This window comes from Saccharopolyspora mangrovi (genome assembly GCF_035320975.1).
In the GTDB taxonomy this organism is placed as follows: Bacteria; Actinomycetota; Actinomycetes; order Mycobacteriales; family Pseudonocardiaceae; genus Saccharopolyspora; species Saccharopolyspora mangrovi.
This window is the reverse complement of record NZ_JAWLNX010000027.1, coordinates 71,993-91,846: the sequence shown is the minus strand read 5'-3', so window position 1 is coordinate 91,846 and position 19,854 is coordinate 71,993. Positions and strand designations below refer to the sequence as shown.

The 19,854-nt window shown below is 63.8% G+C and carries 15 protein-coding genes; all 15 read left to right on the top strand.

Annotated elements, in window-relative coordinates; genetic code table 11:
- Positions 1–187 precede the first annotated feature (187 nt).
- The 15 genes from R4I43_RS28610 (at position 188) to R4I43_RS28540 (ending at position 19,852) form a co-directional block, all read left to right on the top strand.
- Positions 188–787: an NADPH-dependent FMN reductase gene (locus tag R4I43_RS28610; RefSeq protein WP_324268809.1), complete on the top strand. Its 600-nt coding sequence runs from the start codon at positions 188–190 to the stop codon at positions 785–787.
- Positions 724–1,977: a 3,4-dihydroxy-2-butanone-4-phosphate synthase gene (gene ribB, locus R4I43_RS28605; RefSeq protein ID WP_324268808.1), complete on the top strand. Its 1,254-nt coding sequence runs from the start codon at positions 724–726 to the stop codon at positions 1,975–1,977. The genes R4I43_RS28610 and ribB overlap by 64 nt, the downstream gene beginning before the upstream one ends.
- Entirely contained in the window at positions 1,974–4,514 is a 2,541-nt protein-coding gene (locus R4I43_RS28600; RefSeq protein WP_324268807.1) for a carbon-nitrogen hydrolase family protein, read from the top strand. Before ribB ends, R4I43_RS28600 begins: the two co-directional genes overlap by 4 nt.
- Before the next feature lie 52 nt (positions 4,515–4,566).
- Positions 4,567–6,072, top strand: a complete 1,506-nt coding sequence (locus R4I43_RS28595) for a coniferyl aldehyde dehydrogenase (protein ID WP_324268806.1) — start codon at positions 4,567–4,569, stop codon at positions 6,070–6,072.
- Positions 6,073–6,117: 45 nt separating this feature from the next.
- Complete coding sequence (locus R4I43_RS28590; protein WP_324268805.1) at positions 6,118–6,954, top strand: enoyl-CoA hydratase/isomerase family protein; 837 nt, start codon at positions 6,118–6,120, stop codon at positions 6,952–6,954.
- Positions 6,954–8,201 (top strand): CaiB/BaiF CoA transferase family protein, encoded by a 1,248-nt coding sequence (locus R4I43_RS28585; protein WP_324268804.1) that lies wholly within the window; start codon positions 6,954–6,956, stop codon positions 8,199–8,201. The genes R4I43_RS28590 and R4I43_RS28585 overlap by 1 nt, the downstream gene beginning before the upstream one ends.
- Before the next feature lie 80 nt (positions 8,202–8,281).
- Entirely contained in the window at positions 8,282–10,312 is a 2,031-nt protein-coding gene (locus R4I43_RS28580) for an acetoacetate--CoA ligase (RefSeq protein ID WP_324268803.1), read from the top strand.
- A gap of 128 nt (positions 10,313–10,440) precedes the next feature.
- Complete coding sequence (locus R4I43_RS28575; RefSeq protein ID WP_324268802.1) at positions 10,441–11,622, top strand: acetyl-CoA C-acyltransferase; 1,182 nt, start codon at positions 10,441–10,443, stop codon at positions 11,620–11,622.
- A gap of 263 nt (positions 11,623–11,885) precedes the next feature.
- Complete coding sequence (locus R4I43_RS28570) at positions 11,886–12,722, top strand: alpha/beta fold hydrolase (RefSeq protein WP_324268801.1); 837 nt, start codon at positions 11,886–11,888, stop codon at positions 12,720–12,722.
- A gap of 47 nt (positions 12,723–12,769) precedes the next feature.
- Positions 12,770–13,564: an enoyl-CoA hydratase/isomerase family protein gene (locus R4I43_RS28565; protein WP_324268800.1), complete on the top strand. Its 795-nt coding sequence runs from the start codon at positions 12,770–12,772 to the stop codon at positions 13,562–13,564.
- Positions 13,565–13,567: 3 nt separating this feature from the next.
- Positions 13,568–15,385, top strand: a complete 1,818-nt coding sequence (locus R4I43_RS28560; protein ID WP_324268799.1) for an AMP-dependent synthetase/ligase — start codon at positions 13,568–13,570, stop codon at positions 15,383–15,385.
- Positions 15,382–16,167, top strand: a complete 786-nt coding sequence (locus tag R4I43_RS28555; protein WP_324268798.1) for a crotonase/enoyl-CoA hydratase family protein — start codon at positions 15,382–15,384, stop codon at positions 16,165–16,167. The genes R4I43_RS28560 and R4I43_RS28555 overlap by 4 nt, the downstream gene beginning before the upstream one ends.
- Positions 16,164–17,000 (top strand): acyl-CoA thioesterase, encoded by an 837-nt coding sequence (locus tag R4I43_RS28550; RefSeq protein WP_324268797.1) that lies wholly within the window; start codon positions 16,164–16,166, stop codon positions 16,998–17,000. The genes R4I43_RS28555 and R4I43_RS28550 overlap by 4 nt, the downstream gene beginning before the upstream one ends.
- Positions 16,997–18,910 (top strand): flavin-containing monooxygenase, encoded by a 1,914-nt coding sequence (locus tag R4I43_RS28545; protein ID WP_324268796.1) that lies wholly within the window; start codon positions 16,997–16,999, stop codon positions 18,908–18,910. Before R4I43_RS28550 ends, R4I43_RS28545 begins: the two co-directional genes overlap by 4 nt.
- 24 nt (positions 18,911–18,934) lie before the next feature.
- Positions 18,935–19,852 carry a dihydrodipicolinate synthase family protein gene (locus R4I43_RS28540; protein ID WP_324268795.1) on the top strand — a complete coding sequence of 306 codons (918 nt, stop codon included), beginning with the start codon at positions 18,935–18,937 and terminating at the stop codon, positions 19,850–19,852.
- The last annotated feature ends 2 nt before the right edge of the window (positions 19,853–19,854 follow it).

Here is a 19,854-nt window from a genome sequence, read left to right as displayed (position 1 = left end):
CCGCTCGTTCCTAACGTAGTGGTGACTTCGGAAACGACACCGCGATGCCGCACTGACCCAGCTTGGCCGATATGACCTGAATTCCACCGTAGGTGGTCGCGAAATGCCGGTGACAGCAGCATAACTAACGAACACGCTGCCACGGCCACCGCGCACTACTGCACATCCGCATTGGAGGCGAGCAGATATGTCTGTCGCAGTCGATTCGTGCCACGAGGCTGCCCCTGATCCGCGTCCGCTCATTGTCGGACTCGGCGGCACCTTGCGCGAGTCCTCCTCAAGCGAGCGCGCGCTACGTCACGCCCTGGCGGCAGCCGCCGGGCAGGGAGCACGAACGAAGCTGTTCGCAGGACAGGCACTCGATCTGCCGATGTACACGGTGGACCGCTCGGGAAGAACCCCCGCGGCAATTGCTTTGGTGGACGCTCTCGCGCAGGCCGATGGGGTCATCATCGCAACCCCCGGCTACCACGGCGGAATTTCCGGACTGGTTAAGAATGCGCTCGACTACGTCGAGGATCTCCGCGACCACGCACCGCCGTACCTGGACGGCCGCGCGATCGGTTGCATCGTGTGCGCATACGGTTGGCAGGCGACCACGACCACGCTGGTGTCGTTGCGTTCAACCGTGCACGCACTTCGCGGCTGGCCGACGCCGTTGGGGGTTGCGATCAACTCTGCCCAGACGATATTTGATGACGCCGGGCAGGTGGTCGATGATCAATGCGCCCGACACTTGACGGCGCTCAGCAGTCAGGTCCTCGACTTCGCAGGTGCACGACGATGAAAACCTTTCCTGGGACTGTCGAGCGCGCTGTCGCAGCCATCGGCGTAGGAGAGATGGTGATCGTGGTCGATTCGGCCGACCGCGAAAACGAAGGCGACCTCGTGATGGCTGCTCAACACGTCAGCGCCCGCCACGTCCACTTCATGGCCACGGAGGGCCGGGGGTTGATTTGCGCGCCCATGACTGCTGTGCGGCTGGCCGCACTGCAGATTGAGCCTATGGGTGCCCGCAACACCAACCCTGCCGGTACCGCGTTTCACATGAGCGTCGATGTGCGTTCGGGCACAACGACTGGGATCTCGGCTAGCGACCGGGCATCGACTATCCGTGCGCTCGCAGACCCGGACGCGCGTGCGGAGGACTTCTCGCGTCCTGGCCATGTATTCCCGCTGGGCGCCCGCGATGGCGGGGTACTCGAGCGTGTCGGACACACCGAAGCTGCCATCGATTTGGTCAAACTCGCCGGCCTCGACCCGGTCGCGGTGATCTGCGAGATCACCGATGACGACGGGGAAATGGCTCGCATGCCGACACTCGTTGACTTAGCGGAGAGGCACGGGATCACCATCGTCACCATCGCTGAGCTCGCCGCCTACCGCCGGCGCACCGAGACACTGATCTGCCGGGCAGCGCAAGCGCGATTGCCGGCTCCGTGCGGAGAGTTCACGGCTGTCGGCTATCGCGACAAGACGGACGGCCGTGAGCACATCGCCCTTGTCTGCGGAGATGTGACAGCAACCGATCATCTTCCCGTTCACATCCACACCGAATGCCTAGCTGGCGACGTATTCGGTTCTCTTCAATGCGACTGTGGAGCTCAACTGCAACGCGCCTTCGATCTCATCGTCGACAACGGTGCCGGTGTAGTTGTCTATCTGCGCGAAGGCCACGGCCGCCGTCGTAGCCTCCAATGCCCGCCGGTGCGCCAGACGCTGGACTACATCGAGACCCAGATCCTCGCCGACCTGGGCGTCGTCCCCGACGCAATGGCGTTGTTCCCCGACCCTCTGGACGCGTCGGTACACGCTACGGCCGATGCCCATGGGCCGTGTGGCGACACCGACCGTCCGAAGGTGCCTTCCACCAACATTCCCGCGCGCGCAGCGTCTCTGAGCCGCAGTGCTGCGGAGTCGGTCCACGATGATGTGAAAAGCATCGCCGTGCGCGGGGTGCAGGTGGTCGGCCGATGACCCAGAACCCGCAGAACACCTTTGCCGCCCCAGCCGGTACGCGCCGGCTGAAGATTGCCGTGGTCCAACCGGCCCTGCGTCTCGCCGAGCAGGATTGGAATCTGCGGCGAGTCGAGTCGCTCGTCCGCGATGCTGTCCGCGAACATCACCCGGACGTCGTGGTGCTGCCTGAGGCCTACAACACTCCCAACGTTTACCACCCCGTGCTACGACAGACACCGGTCCCCATCGACGGCGCTCCCTATCAGTTGCTCAAGAAGATGGCGCGCGAGCATGGATGCTGGGTCGGCGGTGGGTACGTGTCATTGCGCGGCACGCGGCCCCGCGGCAGTTATGTGATCGCCGAGCCGGACGGCACGACCTACATCCACGACAAGGACGAGCCGTCCATGTGGGAGTACTGCTACTACACCCCGGGCGAAGATGACGGAGTATTCTCCACGCCGTTCGGAAGCATCGGCGTCGCCATGGGGTTTGAGACCGCGCGCACCCGCACCGCACAGCGCATGTGCGACGGCGGAGTCCAGCTGATCCTGGGCGGAGACTGCTGGCCAGGGCCTCCGGGCTGGCCTGTTCTGCGGAGGCTTTGGGAACGCGAGCAGGAGTACTACATGCTGTGGGCGGCCGATACCCCGTCCGCTCTGGCGCGCGCCGTGGGCGCCCCGGCGGCGGTGGCATTCCACGTCGGTCCGATCGACTGCAAGATGCCCGGGCTGCCAGGCGTCCCCTACCCGACGATCATGACGGGCGAAAGCCAGATCGTCAGCTCTGACGGGCATGTACTGGCGCGGATGACCTACGCCGACGGCGAGGGAAGCGTCGCGGCGACCGTCGATGTCGGCCCGCCCAAGCCGGTGAACGACATAGCGTCAAGTTTCTGGCTGCGGCCCAACACCTTCGCCATCCACGCGTTCTGGCACTACTTGAAGCTGCACGGACGCGCACGGTTCCAATACGACCTGCTGATGCGCCGATTCCCATGGCAGGTCCGCGAGCACAGCGACCTGCCGGGATACAACCCGGGCGACTCGAAGACCGAACCGAACGCATTCGGCGGCCCCGGACCGTTCGACTGGCGGACAGCGCCAAAGCCGGCACGTCCGCTGGCGCACTCGCTGTTTCACCGGAGCTGGGCCAACGAAGGTCCGTGCGCTCCCATCAGGTCGACGACACCCAAGGAAGGCATCACTATGACCGCTATTAATGAGACGAAACCGGCTGCCGCCGCTTCGGTTTCGGAAACGATCAAACACAACGGCAGCATCTACTACCCGACCGAGCGTGACGTCAGACGATTCGCCCACATCGGCAAGCTCGTCGACCGCGCCGTCGGAACCGGGTCGGGACCGTACTACGACTCTGTGGTGATCGTCGGCGCGGGCTTCACGGCCAGTGTCATGGCGGCCCGGTTGGCGCGCAGCGAACAGTTCCACGGCAAGGTCGTCCTGGCGGGTCCCCGTGCCGAGGAATCTCGCCGGCTCAAAGACGGGGCGACGCTGCGGGGCCACGGGACCGACTACTTGTGCTATGCGTTGGGTGTGCCGCAGTACGCCTTCGTCGATGCGTTGTACGGCGACATCACCGACGGCCGTGGCGTGGGAACGCGCCTGCTGTCGGCCATGACGAGGAAGGGTCCGAGCGGGGCCTTCGAGTTCGGCCGGAACCTACCCGTGATGGGCGGGCACAGAGGGGCTCCGCGTCCCTTGTTCTACGGTGTCCGAAACAGCCGGGCGCAGGCTGCGATCTACGAACTGATGGACCGCAGCGGTGTGATCGAGGTGCCCGAGGCGGTTAAGTCACGAGACGAGGCATTCGCCCTCGCACCCGGCAAGCGGCCCCTGATCGTCAACGCCGGCCATAACTCGCGACTTCTCCGCGGTGAAGCACCCCAGGTCGATTGGGCCACGGTTGCCGTTCAGGCGCCCTTGGTGGTCAGGCCAGGCGGGTTTCGACACATCGATACCAACGCCGCGCTGTTCGCCGGCGTGCGCCGCGGCAAGAAGATCGACGTCGGGCTGTTCAACCCGTACGGAGATCCACTGTCACCCCGTTCGACCTTCTACGGGATCATCGTCGTCGAAGTTTCTCCCGGAGATGACAAACACCGTGAACTCGACATCATCACCGATGAACTTTACGGAATCGCCGATGCGTTGGGAATGGACGTCGACGACCCAGACGAGACGCTGTACTCCGGATTCATTCCCGGCTCGCCCTGGAACGCACCCCAATCAGCACCCGGCACCCTGGAACTGCAAATGATCGCGCACCAAGGTGTCTCGGCGACCTACTCGGACGGAATGGCCTCCGGTGCGGCCGCAGCAGTAGCCGCCGCAGAAGCCGTCATGAGGGGTGTGAATCCAGATTCCGCGGCCCGGCGCGCGGTTCGCAAAATCACGCGTGAGCGTCGAGTCTGGAATATCGAAAGAAACAAGCTAGCAATGCCGGTGGACCTGCTCTTGCGCACTGCCGCCAAGCCCGCCGCATATTACCCGCACACAACCCGCGGGCGCACAACCTGGGCCAGTGCGGGCTAACTCCGCTCGGCGGATCTCATTGCCAACCTCGACGAGTAGATAAGGAACGACGATGACCACCACCAATAAGGACAGCACAAACTCCGCGACCCGGCCGCGTAACTCCGCGGTGAAGCCACCGCGAAGCGATCATGCGCAAACGGCCACCTATTCTGAAGAGCTCGATAAGATCTTCGCGCGGCAACGCACCGCGTTCGACCGCAATCCCGCACCATCGCTGCGCGAGCGCGGGGCAAACCTTCTCAAGCTACAGAGCCTCATCGAACGGAATCGGCTGCTCTTCGTCGAGGCCGCCAACAAGGACTTCGGCACCAGGGCCGCGGTCGAGACCGAGATGTCCGAAATCGTGGGGACCATCAGCATCATCCGCTACATGCGGAGCAACCTTCGATCTTGGATGGCCCCGCGTCGGCGGTCGGTCTCCATCTGGTTCAAACCGGCCAAGAACCGTGTCGAGCCAAGCCCCCTCGGAGTTGTCGGTATCGTCTCACCGTGGAACTACCCGCTACACCTCGCATTGATTCCAGCGGCCACGGCGCTGGCTGCGGGCAACCGCGTCATGCTGAAAGTCAGTGAGTTCACCCCGCACACCTCGGCGGTACTCAAGCGGCTCATCGAGGAGAACTTCAGCCCCGATGTCTTCTCCGTCACCGATGGCGCCGGCGAGGTCGCCTCTAAGTTCACCACGCTGCCGTTCGACCACCTGCTGTTCACCGGCTCCACCCAGGTCGGCAAGATCGTCGCCAAAGCCGCCGCCGAGAACCTGACACCGGTAACCCTCGAACTCGGCGGCAAGAGCCCGGTGATCGTCGACGAGAACTATCCCATCGAGCGGGCCGCGGCCAACGTGGCGTGGGCGAAGCTCCTCAACGGCGGCCAGGTCTGCGTCTCGCCGGACTACGTCCTGGTGCCGCGTGGGCGGGAGAAGGAGTTCGCGATCGCCGCGCGGGGAGCAGCCCACAAGCTCTACCCGAAGTTCGCCGGAAATCCCGACTACACGGCGATTCTGAATGAACGACACTACGACCGGGTCAACGCCTACATCACCGAGGCCAAGGCCCTGGACCTCGAGGTGATCACAGTCGAGGATCCCGAATTGGGCCGGGAGCGGCGACAGCTTCCGCTGACCATGGTCATCAATCCGCCCGCTGACTCGTCGGTGATGAAGGACGAGATCTTCGGGCCTGTTCTTCCGATCATCGGCTACGACGGCGACCACGCCGCGGTCAATTTCGTGAACTCTCGGCCAACACCATTGGCGCTCTACGTCCTGAGCAACGGCAAGCACCGCCAGCGGCAATGGCTGACTCGCGTCGCCAGTGGCAGTGCCGTGGTCAACGACCTGATGGTCGGCTACCTGCAGAACGACCTGCCCTTCGGGGGACGGGGAGGATCGGGGTACGGCGCCTACCACGGACGCGAGGGATTCGACGCCATGTCACACCTCCGGCCGGTCATGTACCAGCGAGCCATCTTCGGACGCACCGGCGTCCAAATGCTCTACCCACCCTACGGAAAGATCGTCGACGTGCTGCTCAAGCTGATGCGCCGCATCTGACCTCGATCTTTCACCGACCATGCCAACGCGATTGGAGACCCGACAATGAGTGAGACGTCGCAGAGTGATGCAGTGCAAGCTGCTCAGCCCGCCGGCCAGCTATCGGTTGGCGATACGCGTCCAGTGATCTATGAGATGGACGGGCAGGTCGCGCATTTGATCATGCAGCACCGCCCGCACAACTTCCTTGACCCTGCGTTGATGGAAGGACTTGTGGAAGGCGTTCGGTGGGCTCAGGAGCAGGGGGCACGAGCGGTTGTCCTGCGTAGCTCATTGCGCCACTTTTGCGCGGGTGCCGACGTGTCCCTGTTTGAAGGCACACAGGACGGTGCCTCTCCAGAACAAGATCTCACCGAGGTACTGCGGGCGGTCGAAGAATCACCCCTTCCGATCGTCGCGTCTGTCCACGGTGTCTGCGTTGGTGGTGGCCTCGAGACCGCCTTGGCATGTGATCTGGTCATCGCCACGGAGTCGTCGAAGATCGGCTCGGTGGAGGCCACGATCGGGATGAATCCCTTGATGGGTGCCATGCAGCGAGTCGCCCAGCGTGCCGGCGCTGCCCGGGCCAAGGAGATGGCCCTGCTCGCTCGCCGATATGACGCGCGCACCCTGGAACGGTGGAATGTGATCAACCGCGTGGTCCCAGACGAGCAGCTCGTTGATGCGACCAACGTGATCGCCCAGGAGCTTGCACACGGCCCCACCGTGGCCCATGCGTCCACCAAGCGCATCATCAGCGTCGCGGTCAACGAGGGCGTGCGGGCCGCCGATGAAGCGATGCACGAATTGCAGAAGGACATTTGGTCGTCCAATGACCTGAAAGAAGGCCTGCGGTCGCTGGTCACGAACGGCCCCGGCGCGGCGCGATTCGGGGGCAACTGATGTCACTTCCTCTTGAAGGGCTTCGGGTCATCGACTTCTCACGGGTTCTGGCCGGCCCGCACTGTACGAAGCATCTAGTTGATCTCGGCGCGGACGTCATCAAGATCGAACCACCGATGGGTGATATTTCCCGCCTGGCACAACCGGCCTTCGGCGCGGTCAGCGGCTACTACGCTCAGCAGAATGCCGGCAAGCGCAACCTGAGCATCGATTTGAACGTCGCGGAGTCCCGGTCGGTCGTGCTCAAATTGTGTGAAACCGCCGACGTCATCGTCGAGAACTTCAGGCCGGGCACCCTGGCATCATTCGGTCTGGACTATGACACGATCGCGGCGGTCAATCCAAATGTGGTGTACGCATCGATCAGTGGTTACGGCCAGAAGGGCTCGTGGCGCAGTCGTATGGCATATGCGCCGTCGATCCAGGCCGAAGCGGGGTTCACCACGAACACCCATAGGCAGTTCGACGTGGAAGAAGGCGATCTCCAAACCGACGCCCTATCGCACGCCGACGTGTACTCCGGCCTGCATGCGACCATTGCCGTTCTCGCAGCGCTGAACCACCGCAACGCAACCGGTGAGGGGCAGTATATCGACATTGCGATGGCCTCGGTCATTTTGTCGATGAACGAACGAGTTCATTACGACCTCTCCGACGCAGACCTGGGACCCGAGCCCCCTGTTCTGGGCGCCACGGGGGTTCCGTTCTTCACCAGCCCGGAGGGGGACACCTTCGTCATCCCGATGTCTCTGGTCGGCACGCAACTATTCAATTTCTATCTGAAGGTAATGCGTCGACCGGACCTGGCCGACGATCCCCGCTTCCTGACTCCCGCACTACGCAAGCAGAACCTGCATGCCCTGCACGAGATCGTCCAAAGGTGGATCCTCACTTTCGAGGACATGGCATCCCTCGATGCGCAATTGGACGAAGCGAAGCTGGCGACGGGCACCGTTCGAGACATGAAGGATTTCGCGAAGACCGAATGGGCGCAGCGTTGGGGGGCAACCCGCGCGGTCCCGGATCGCGAAGGCGGCGAGATCACGATCCCTGGGCCGCCGTGGCACTTCAGCGGGCACGACGCCCCGCTTGCCCCTCAGATGCCCGCCCTCCAAGGCGAACACAATTGGGAAATCCTTCAGGAAATCGGCTACGGCGAAGAGGCCGTAGAGGGACTCTACAAACTGTCCGCGCTGATCGGAGGCCAACGCGCCGACTCCAGTGAAGCCGGCCATGAGAGCCAATAACATGAAATAAATTACCCCAGTTCAGCTACAACACAACCCAACGATTGCGAGGTTCAGACACCATGTCAGAAGCGCGGTCCATGAGCAATGCTGCGGATAGGGCGGGGCGGGCGGCGCCGGGCCTGGCCGTTGAGGGCTCGTCGAACTCCGAGGCGAATTCGGTAGGCAGCGGGGCCGTGCTTCGGGAGCCCGATCTCGCCTCGCTCGGTGCCACCGGTATCGGCCAGTACGCACAATGGCTGGCCGATACCCGAGGCCGGGCCTTCGCCGACTACGACGAACTCTGGAAGTGGTCGGTTTCGGAACCGGAGGAGTTCTGGGCTTCGATCTGGGACTACTTTTCCATCCGCGGGAGTTACACGAGCGTGCTGGGTTCCACGGACATGCCCGGCGCGCAGTGGTTTCCCGGTGCCAAGCTGAACTATGCCGAACACCTGTTGGACGTTGGCGGGGACCCGGACCGTGTCGCGATCATCGCCCGCTGCCAGACCCGTGGCCCGATCGAGCTCACCATGGGGGAGCTGGCCGATCAGGTCGGTCGCATCCGCTCGGCGTTGGTCGGGCTTGGTGTCGGTGCGGGGGACCGGGTGGTGGGTTACCTGCCGAATATCCCGGAGGCGGTCGTCGCGTTTCTCGCTTGTGCGTCCCTGGGGGCGATCTGGGCATGCTGCCCGCCCGAATTCGGCGCACGCAGCGTTGTCGATCGTTTGGCTCAGGTTGAACCGAAGGTCCTCATCTCGACCACGGGCTACACCTACGGCGACAAGAAGGTGGACAGAGCCGCTGAGTTGGACGCCATCCGTGCGGGCCTGCCCACCGTGCGCCACGTCATTGGCGTGGACTACGGGGACTACCGGACTGACGAGGTCCTCCGATGGGACGATTTGCTGGCTCGAGAGCCGGAGGCGCTCAGCTTCGAGCAGGTTGGCTTCGACCATCCCTTGTGGATCCTGTTCTCTTCGGGGACGACGGGCCTTCCGAAGGCAATCGTGCACGGACATGGCGGGATCCTGCTCGAACACCTCAAGACGCACGCGCTGCACCTGGACATCAGGCCCGGCGACCGCATCCTGTGGACCACCACCACTGCGTGGACGGTCTGGAACTGTCTGGTCAGCGCCCTGCTGGTAAAGGCAACCATCGTGCTGACCGACGGCAATCCGCTCTATCCCGACTTGCCCGAACAGTGGCGGGTCATCGCCGATACAGGCGCGACCCTGTTCGGTGCCAGCCCGGCCTACGTGATGGCGTGTCGAAAGGCTGGGCTGGAGCCGGCGAAGGACAACGACCTCAGCGCCCTGCGCACGTTGTGCATTACCGGCGCGCCGCTTCCCGCGGAAGGATTCGACTGGCTGTACGAGAAGCTGGGCCCCGACGTGATCGTCAACTCGATCAGTGGTGGTACCGACATTTGCGGGAACTTCCTGTCGGGAAGTCCCTGGCAGGCGGTGTACCGGGGTGAACTCGCCGGGCCGGCGCTGGGCGTGGACGTTACCGCCTACGACGAGGACGGTAATGAAACCGTCGGTGCGGTGGGGGAGTTGGTCGTCCGCGCACCGATGCCGTCGATGCCGGTGAAGTTTTGGGGCGACGAGGGCGATCAGCGTTACCTCGAGTCGTACTTCGACACCTATCCCAGTGTGTGGCGGCACGGCGACTGGGTCAGCATGTCCGACCGTCGGAGCTTCATCATCCACGGCCGGTCGGACGCGACCCTGAACCGTGGTGGGGTTCGGCTCGGTACCGGTGAATACTACGCCGTCGTCGAGAATTTGCCGGAAGTGCTGGACAGTCTCGTGGTGCACCTCGAAGACTCCGAAGGGGGCGCTGGAACACTCGTTCTGTTCGTGCTGCTCGGTACAGGATTCGAACTGGACGAGGCTGTGCAGGCGCGCATCCGAGCGGCTCTCCGGTCCGACCTCTCGCCTCGCCATGTACCCGATGTCATCGCGGCCGTTCCGGCGATCCCGCGGACCCTGACCGGAAAGAAGCTGGAGAAGCCAGTCAAGCAAATCTTGAAGGGACGCCCGGCGCGCGAAGTGGTGAGTCCAGGTGCGGTCACGGGATTCGACGCGATCGACGCGTTTGTCAAGATTGGCGCGAAACTGTAGGCGTGCTCGCAGACCAGTAGCCGAACCGCGTTCGCGACCGCCACGAATGGAAAGTGCTCCTTCTGAGCCCAAACCTAGCTGGCTTGCCAGCGGTGTCCACTATCAACCCACGACCTGAGGAATCAACAATGCGTGAAGCTGTCATTGTCTCAACCGCCCGTACCCCAATCGGAAAGGCGTATCGGGGCGCCTTGAACGACACCCACCCCACCACCATGGGTGGACATGTCGTGCAGCATGCCGCCGCCCGGGCCGGGATTGAGCCGGGCGAGGTGCAAGACGTCGTCATGGGCATGGCGATGACATCCGGCGTGGCCGGGGGAGACCCCGCGCGCCAGATGCTGATTCGGGCCGGTATTCCGGTGACCACGCCGGGGCTCACGGTGAGCAAGTTCTGCATTTCGGGGCTGGAGGCGATCGCGGTCGGCTCGTACAAGGTGCTCAACGAAGGGCTGAACGTGGTCGCGGCCGGTGGCGCCGAGTCGATCAGTATGGTTCAGGTACCCGGAAACGAGTTCATGGTCACCGAGCCATGGATCGAGCAGAACAGGCCGGATTTCTATACGCACATGATCGACACTGCCGAGGTGGTGTATGACCGCTATGGCGTGAGCCGAGGCGTGCAGGACGAGCTTTCGCTGTCAAGCCAGCAGCGTACCGCTCGCGCGCAGGCAGAGGGGCTGTTTGACGACGAGATCGTGCCGATGGAGTCGACGAAGAAGCTCGTCGACAAGGAAACCGGCGAGGTGTCGTACGAGACGGTGACTCTGTCCCAGGACGAGGGCAACCGGCCCAGTACCACGCTGGAGGGGTTGCAGGCGCTCAAGCCGATCGCTCGTCCCGATGGCTGCGTCACCGCCGGCAACGCGAGTCAGCTATCGGACGGGGCTTCCGCGGTCGTGATCATGAGCAGTGAGGAGGCCGAGCGCCGAGGGCAGCAGCCCTTGGGGTACTTCCGTGGGTACGCGAGCGTCGGCCTCGAGCCCGACGAGATGGGCATCGGTCCAGTTACCGCCGTCCCCAAGCTACTGGATCGGTTCAAGCTCTCAGTGGCCGACATCGACCTGTGGGAACTCAACGAGGCGTTTGCGGTGCAGGTTGCGTACTGCCGCGACAAGCTGGGCATCCCGGATGAACTCCTCAACGTCAACGGTGGTGCGATCTCGATCGGCCACCCGTACGGCATGAGCGGCGCGCGGATGACTGGGCACGCGCTGATTGAAGGCAAGCGACGCAACGCCAAGTACGTCGTCGTGACGATGTGCGCGGCAACCGGTATGGGCGCCGCCGGACTGTTCGAGGTCGCCTGACCGCTCACCAGGTGAATTCCTGAGGGTAAGTGGTTCGCGATGTCACCCGGCGACGACCCAAAGGCCGAGTCGATCGCCTGATCACCGCTCATCGACATGGCAGTCAGATTCCAGCATCGGGCGCGCTCGTTCTAGCAGTTCAGCGTCCACACGATCCATTCTTGGTCAACGCCACGTTGGCCGCTTCAACGAGTTTCGTGACCTTCTCGTGCACGCGGCCAACGGTGGTCGAGGAGACGAAAGCCTGAATCGAAAGGTGGCGCATGTTGTTGAGAGAGCATCAGGTCAAGCTGGGGCCGGTCCGGACACGCTATTTCGAAGGTGGCAACCCGCTTGGGCCCACGGTCGTGCTGGTTCATGAGGGCGGCTATGGCGGTGATGCGCTGAACACATACGGGCGGCTGGTTGGTCTGCTCGCGGACGACTATCACCTGGTGCTCCCGGAGATGCTCGGTTTCGGCGGTACCGATAAGGCGATCTTCTTCGGCGAGAACCCGTATGAGCCGCGGTTGCGTCATCTCGCTGCGTTCTTGGACGCCCTTGACCTGAGGGACGCGCATTTCGTCGGCAATTCGTTCGGCGGCGGTATGGTTCTCCGGCTCTCGGTTCGCGCCGAGACAGCGTGGCGTATGAGGTCGGTGACCAGCATTTCCGGCACCGGTGGTCCGTTTCGGAAACCGGAGGCACTGAAGGAGATGGCGGAGTTCGATCCGAGCATCGAAGCTGCCAGGCAGCTCGACGGCTGGATTCTGCCTCCCGGCGCGAGGGACGAAGAGCATGCGCAGGCGCGTTTTGAGAGCAGCATGCGCCCCGGTCAGTGGGAGGGCATGGTGGCGCCCACCCTGCGCAACCCCGCCCAGACCGAGAAGGCGCGCCCGTGGGACTTCCCCGAAGCGCTTTCCGCCAGTGTGATACCGACGCTTCTGGTAGCCGGGACCCTCGACCGCATGCTGGAACCAGGGTGGGAGGACTTGGTCGCCAAACATCTCAAGGACGTCCGGATCGAGCGCCTCGAGGCCGGCCATTCGCCGAACATCTCGCATCCGGAGGACACCGCGAAGCTACTCCGCGACTTCTTCGACCGCATCGACGGCCCCTGACTCGTTCTCCCGCTGGCCGCTCCCTCCAGGAAGGAACCTCATTCGTCATGTCTAGTGTCGATTACCAGCTCGTCGATGACCTGTCCGTGCTAACCATCAGTCACGATAAGGCCCCCCTTCTCGAACCCGGGCTCATGAGTCAACTCGGCACTCAGGTCGGCAAGGCTCGAGCGGACAACGCCCGCGCCCTGCTGTTGCGCGCCGAAGGGCCTGTCTTCCTCGCCGGCGCTGACGTGGCCGGCTTCAAGGGGATGAGCGAGACCGAGGCGCGGGCCCTGTTCACCGACTACATGAGCGTCGTGCATGACATAGAGAGTCTGGACGTCCCGACCGTCGCGGCGGTCCAGGGCATGTGCCTCGGGGGTGGGCTCGAACTGTCCTTGGCTTGCGATCTGGTTGTGGCGCAGAGGGCGACGATGTTCGGGCAGGTGGAGGTGCTGCTGGGCGCGGTGCCGTTCCTCGGCGGCACCCAACGGCTGGCGCAGCGGTGCGGCGCCTCACGTGCCCTCGAGATCACCTACTCGGGATCGTTATACACCGCGGACACCTTCGCGTCGTGGGGAATCGTCTCGAAGGTGATCCATGAGGACCACTTCGAGACCAAGGCGATGTCGTTGGCTGCATCGCTGGCGAGTGGGCCGACCGCGGCTCACCGGGTGAGCAAGCAGGTCCTGCGCACGGCCAGGACCAAGGGCATGCGGGATGCGGACGAACTGCTGCTGCAGCTCGGGCCGACACTCCTGGAGACCGCCGACATGCAGACCGCCGTGGACGTCATGCTGACCAGGGGGTCACGAGAGTTCATGAAGGACCCCAAACAGGTCGAATTCCGGGGTGCATAGGGCATGCACAACTCATCGCTGACCCATGTCGTTCAGCTGCTCGACGAGCAGTCCGAGCGAGTACCGACCCATCCCGCGCTCTCTTGGCTTACCCAGGATGGCCGGGAAGTTCTCACCTGGGCCGACTACCGTCAGCGGGTTTGGGCCGTGGCCTCCGGATTCCTCGACCTGGGGGTGAAACCGGGCGAGACCGTGGCGATCCTGGCTCCGAACATCGTCGAGCACTACGTGGCGGACCTGGCGGCGATCCTCTGCGGAGCGGCCACGGTCAGCCTGTACCCCACGCTCGTCGACGAGCAGCTGGTACACATTCTGGCTGATGCCCAACCCGTTGTGGTCATCATCGCTGATGTGACCGGCGCCGGCCGAATCAGAAGCGCGCTGCCGGAGCATTCGGCTGCCCGGATCGTGTGTGTGCAGGGCCAGGGTGAAGGTTCAGCCGGCGCGCACGTGTTATGGGCGGACCTGCTCACGCGCGGTTCTGAGAGCCTCGATGCGAATCGCGGAGAACTCGGTACCCGTCTGGCCAACTCGGGTGTCGACGACGCGGCGACCTACGTCTACACCTCGGGCACGACCGGCATGCCCAAGGGTGTGATCGTGACTCACGCCAACCTCCTGTTCGAGATGGAAGCCTTCGACCGGATGGGCCTCTTCGTCGGCGGGTACCGGGTGGTCTCCTATCTTCCGCTGGCGCATATCGCCGAACGTTTGTGGAGCCTCTACTTCCCGCTGAAGTCCGGGGGCAACGTGCTGCTGTGTCCTGACCAAAGCCAGTTGGTCAGCTACCTGAGGCTGCAACGCCCGAGCTACTTCATGGGTGTACCGCGCGTCTGGGAGAAGTTGCGCGGCGCGGCGAAAATGATCTTGAAGGCCGAGCCTTATCTCAGCCGCAGTGCTAAAGTCGCAGCCGATCGCGACGTACTCGCGCAAGCCTGGTCGCAGTCCCAGGACGGTTCCCTCGGGCCCGAGCAGCGACTTCGAGCACTGCGGGCTCGCGAAGGGATCCTGCACGATCTCCGTCGCGACCTCGGCCTCGACTGGACCGTCAATCCAGCGTGCGGGGCCGCTGCGCTACCGGAGGATCTCAGGGACTTCTGGCGCTCGGTCGGCGTTGACCTCACGCAAGCATACGGACTCTCGGAAACCACGGGAGTGGCCGTGTGGGAGCGGATCGGCGGCGCCAGCCGGGGGAGTGTCGGCTTTGCCGTGCCCGGCTGCGAGATCGCGATCGCCGAAGATGGGGAGATCCTCATTCGGGGCCCCGGGAACACCCCCGGCTATCGAAACATGGCACCAGACGAGTCGGGGCTCTTCGTGGGCGACTGGCTCGCAACCGGGGACATCGGGCACCTCGATGAAGCTGGACGCCTGCACGTGACCGACCGTAAGAAAGAAATGATCGTCAACGCCTCGGGGAAGAATATCTCGCCGACGGCGATCGAAGACAAGATCTCGGGCCACGGTTTCATCAACCAGGTCATTGCGATCGGCGATGGAAGGCCATACATCACTGGGATCATGACCGTCAATGAGCCTGCGCTCCTGTCATTCGCCACCGAATTCGGTATCGCGGGCGACCTGGCGGAGCTGGTTGAGCACCCTGTTGTGCTCCACGAAGCGCAGCGGATCGTTGACCTGGCCAATGAGCGAGTGTCTCGACCGGAGCAGATCAAGCGGTTCCGGTTGGTGGCTGACCAGTGGTCGGTCGACTCCGGGGATCTGACACCCACGTTGAAGCTGCGACGGCGGGCCGTCCTCGCACGCTACTCCTCCATGGTCGACGGCCTTTACGAACAGCCAGGAAACGGAGAATCATGAGCTACGAATACGTGCAGGTGGAGCGCCATGGGCATGTGATGGTGATCGGCATCAATCGTCCCAAGAAGGCCAATTCCTTCAACCTGCAACTTTGCCGGGAGCTTTCCAGCGCCTACGCGGAGTTGGACGCGGACGATTCCATTCGGGTGGGCGTGCTCCACGGCGTCGGCAGGCACTTCACCGCTGGCATGGATCTTCGTGAAGTTGGTCCCGAGGTGTCGCGCGGGAGCTCCCTACTCGCACCGGGCGGTATTCACCCCTGGATGGTCGAGGGCAAACGGCTTTCCAAACCGCTGATCGCCGCCGTGCACGGAAAGTGCCTGACTCTCGGGGTCGAGTTGGTGCTTGCTGCCGACATCGTGGTGTGTGCCGCTTCAGCGAGCTTCGCGCAGCTCGAGCCGCTGCTCGGGCTGTTCCCGTTCGGCGGCGTCACCGTTCGGCTTCCGCAAAGAGCCGGCTGGGGAAACGCGATGCGATGGATTCTCACCTGCGAGGAGTACGACGCACGGGAGGCCTACCGCCTTGGCTTGGTCCAAGAGGTTGTCGATGATGGCGACCACCTGACGCGAGCCATGCAGCTGGCGGAGAAGATCGCTCGCCAAGCGCCGTTGGCGATCAAGGCCGTGCTCGAGAACAGCCGTCGGGCACTGCGGGAGGGGGAGGCAGCGGCTGAGCTGGAGATGCCTCGGCTCGCACAGCAGACCTTCAACTCCGAAGACGGTCAGGCCGGTATCGACACGTTCCGGCAGCCTGTCTCCGCTCCCGTATTCGTCGGGCGATGACCGCGGTGGAAACCGGTGCGACCCGGTCTCGGGAGGGGCACGACCTGGCGTCGATGCTCTTCACTGAGCCTCCCGCCGTTCTCGATGTCCCCCCGTTCGCCTGGGGCCACGGTGGCCTCCACGGTGGGTTGGCGCTGTCTCTTGTCGCATCCTCGATGCGGCGCAGCATCCCGGACCACGCCCTTCGATCGATCACCGGGCACTTCCACCGGCCCATCCGCGAGACTCTCGCCATCGAATCGCGCGTGATTCGATCCGGACGTAGCGCGGGAGCCGTGCAGGCCACCGGCTCCGGCTCCGACGGGACCTGTCTCACCGCCACGGCGGTCTTCGGATCCGACCAAGCGGGTGAGGCGCCAACAATTGCTCGGGAGGCACCGGACGTGCCGGGGCCCGATTCGCTACCGGCGCTGGAGGGATTGGCGGAAAAGGTTCCGGTCCTGAGTCAGGTCGACCTCCGGCCCGTCGGCCCGATCCGGCTGTACGCCGGTGCCGCGGATCCGACCATGACGGCGTGGATGCGGGTGGAGGGTCGAGATGCACCGGTCGACCCGTGCAGCCTGATCTTCTTCCTGGATGGGCTTCCGCCCTCCTACACCGCGGTGCTGACACAGCCACGGCCCGTGCCCACGCTCGAGTTCTCCGCTCACGTCACCTCAAACGTCCCGACCTCGCCATGGGTGCTCGTGCGCTCTCGAACCGTGCGCGCCAGTGAAGGGTGCTGGGTGACGGAGTCGATCGAGGCCTGGGATCGAGATGGTGCGCATCTGGGGTCTGGCCGGCAACTCCGGCTCGCGGCAACGAACACAAGAGTCACTGAGGAGCGGCTATGACGACAAGTGCGCAGGACATCGACCGGTTCGTCGACGCGGGCGAACTGATCCCGCTGCTCTGCTCGGTCGCTGAGCTGTCCGGTGATCGGACTCTGCTCGCCGACGAGTTCAGGCCCAAGCTGGACCTTGAGATGATCGCGATTCCTGAGTTTGGCGGCCTGAGCCAAGAGGTTGCCGAGGAAGCCTTCGAACGGATCCGGAACGCATTGAAGCGGCATTTCGCTTCGGGCCGCAAGAATGGTCAGACCGACTTGTCCGCCGAGGACCTCGTTGACTTCCTCACCGACGGTTCGGACGAATACGCAGACCTCATGAGGCACGAATTGGGCGAGCCCGAGCCGGTGACGTGGACGAAGGACGAAGTCGCCGTCGGACGTGACTTCGTCGTGGGGATAGTCGGCGCCGGGCAGTCAGGGCTCGCGATGGCCCGGGCGCTCCGGCGCTCGGGCATCGACTTCGTGATGTTCGAGAAAGCGGACAAGGTGGGCGGTACGTGGCGGTGGAATGCCTACCCGGGCTGCCGCTTGGACACCAGCACTCTCGCCTACAGCTACTCGTTCTTCCAGCGGCGGGACTGGCGCCACTACTTCGCGGTGCGTGAGGAGATCGAGGATTACTACAACGACTTCGCCGAGCATGAACGGCTGTTGGAGAGTATCCGCTTCAATTCGAAGGTTGTCCGAGCGTCCTGGAAAGAAGACGACTCCCGGTGGGAGTTGGCCGTGGAGGATACGCGATCCTGTGAAGTGTCCACGGTGCGGGTTCAGGCGTTGGTGAGTGCGGTTGGGTTCCTCAATCAACCGAAGATCCCGGATTTCGCCGATCTGGACAAGTGCCAGGGTGAAAAGGTTCACTCCGCTGAGTGGCATTCTGGGGTCGAGTACCGCGGAAAGCGGGTCGCCATCATCGGCACCGGGGCAAGCGCCTATCAAATCGCACCGAACATCGTGGACGAGGTCGAGTCGCTCACGATCTTCCAGCGCAGCGCCCCGTGGATTCTTCCGGCGCCGCTGTACGAGGCGGAGGTATCGCAGGGCCGGCAATGGCTCATGGAGAACATTCCGACCTATCATCGGTGGCTCCGGATGTGGGAATTCTGGTTCTCGACAATCGGCAAGTACGCGGTGACCAAGGCCGATCCCAACTGGTCGTCCACCGAGTCGGTTTCAGAGCCGAACCAGCGCTTCCGCGACGCTCTGGTCCAAAATATCCGGCGCCAGTACGTCGGGCACGAGGACCTCCTCGATTCGGTTATCCCGAGCTATCCCGTCGGTGCCAAGCGAATGCTGCGAGACAATGGGCGATGGGCAAGGACACTCCAGCAGCCGCACACCGTCCTGGTGACCGAGGAGATCGACAAGTTCGACGAGGAGGGCATCCGCACCGTCAGCGGAGATCATCACCGCGCGCATCTGACCGTGCTCGCGACCGGATTCGACGGCACGAACTATCTGGGCACGATCGATGTGCGCGGGCGTGGCGGGCTCAGCCTGCGCGAGCACTGGGGCGATGAATCCCGTGCCCACAAGGGCGTCGCTATCCCCGGATTTCCCAACTTGTTCTGCGTCCAGGGCCCCAACACCGGACTGGTCGCCATCGGCAGTCAGACGTTCATGGCTGAGTGCGCAATCAACTACATCACCGAGTGCCTGCGTCAGCTGCTGGTGACTGGTGCCGCCGCGATTGAGCCGACGCAGGATGCTTACCGCGGATACGTGAAGTGGATCGAGGAGGGTAATCGCGGCATGGCATGGGCTGCCTCGGCCGAGCGGAGCTGGTACCGCAACGCGAACGGAACGAACACGGTGTCCTGGCCGTACCCGTTGCTCACCTACTACGAGCTCACTCGATCTGTGGAGGAGGACGAGGTGGTCATGACGTACCCGTCGACCCAGAAAACGTCGGTTTGACCGTGGATCCAGAAAGGCTTGAGGATGCGACATCACCATCGCGAATGGCGCGGCTACTTCCCGGCCGCTCCCACGCCGTTCGACCGTGACGCCGCGCTGGACCCGGGGAGGCTGCGGGAGGTGCTGGCGTGGTTCGTCGGCCAGCGCCCGCACGGTCTCGTCGTCAACGGAACCACCGGCGAGTGGGTGGCTCAGTCGGTCGATGAGCGTCAGAAGGTGCTCGAGATCGCCCGCGGAGCCGTGGGACCTGAGACGCCCCTCCTCGTCGGGATCGGCAGCATTCGACCCGAGGACAGCGTGATCCTGGGACGTCACGCCGCCGAGATGGGGGCCGACGGTGCACTTCTCACGATCCCACCAGCGCGATGGCTTCGCGACGACGAGATCTTCGAGTTCTATGCCGCGATGGCTAAGCAGATTCCGCTGCCACTGCTCGTTTACAACGTGCCGGCCGTGGTGGGATACGACATCCCGGTCGAGCTGCTTGCCCGTCTCCTGACCATCGACGGCATCGTCGGGGTCAAGGACAACACCCCGTCCGGGCAGCGGCGGATCACGACGTTGCGTGATCTTGGTGAGCACCACGCGATCTTCTCCGACGTCCTCGAGCCGAGCGCCTTCCCGGTCTTCGCGCATGAGCAGCGTGGGCGCGGCCAGATCGGTAGCGGTATGCCACTGGGAAGTCGACTCGCGGACGCCTTCGAGTTGGTTTGGCGAGGTGAGATCGATCAGGCCTGCGTGATCGTCGACAACCTCACCGAGTTCAAGTCAGCGGTTCTGGAGGTTCTCTGCCCTGGCCAACCGTGGCACGCCCAGATCAAAGCGCTGATGTTCGCGGCCGGAGTCGACGCCGGCTTCCCCCGCTTTCCTGCCACATCCATCCGGGACGACAAGTCAGCCATGGCACGGCTCGCTGCGATCGTCGAAGAGTTCATGGAGTGAAC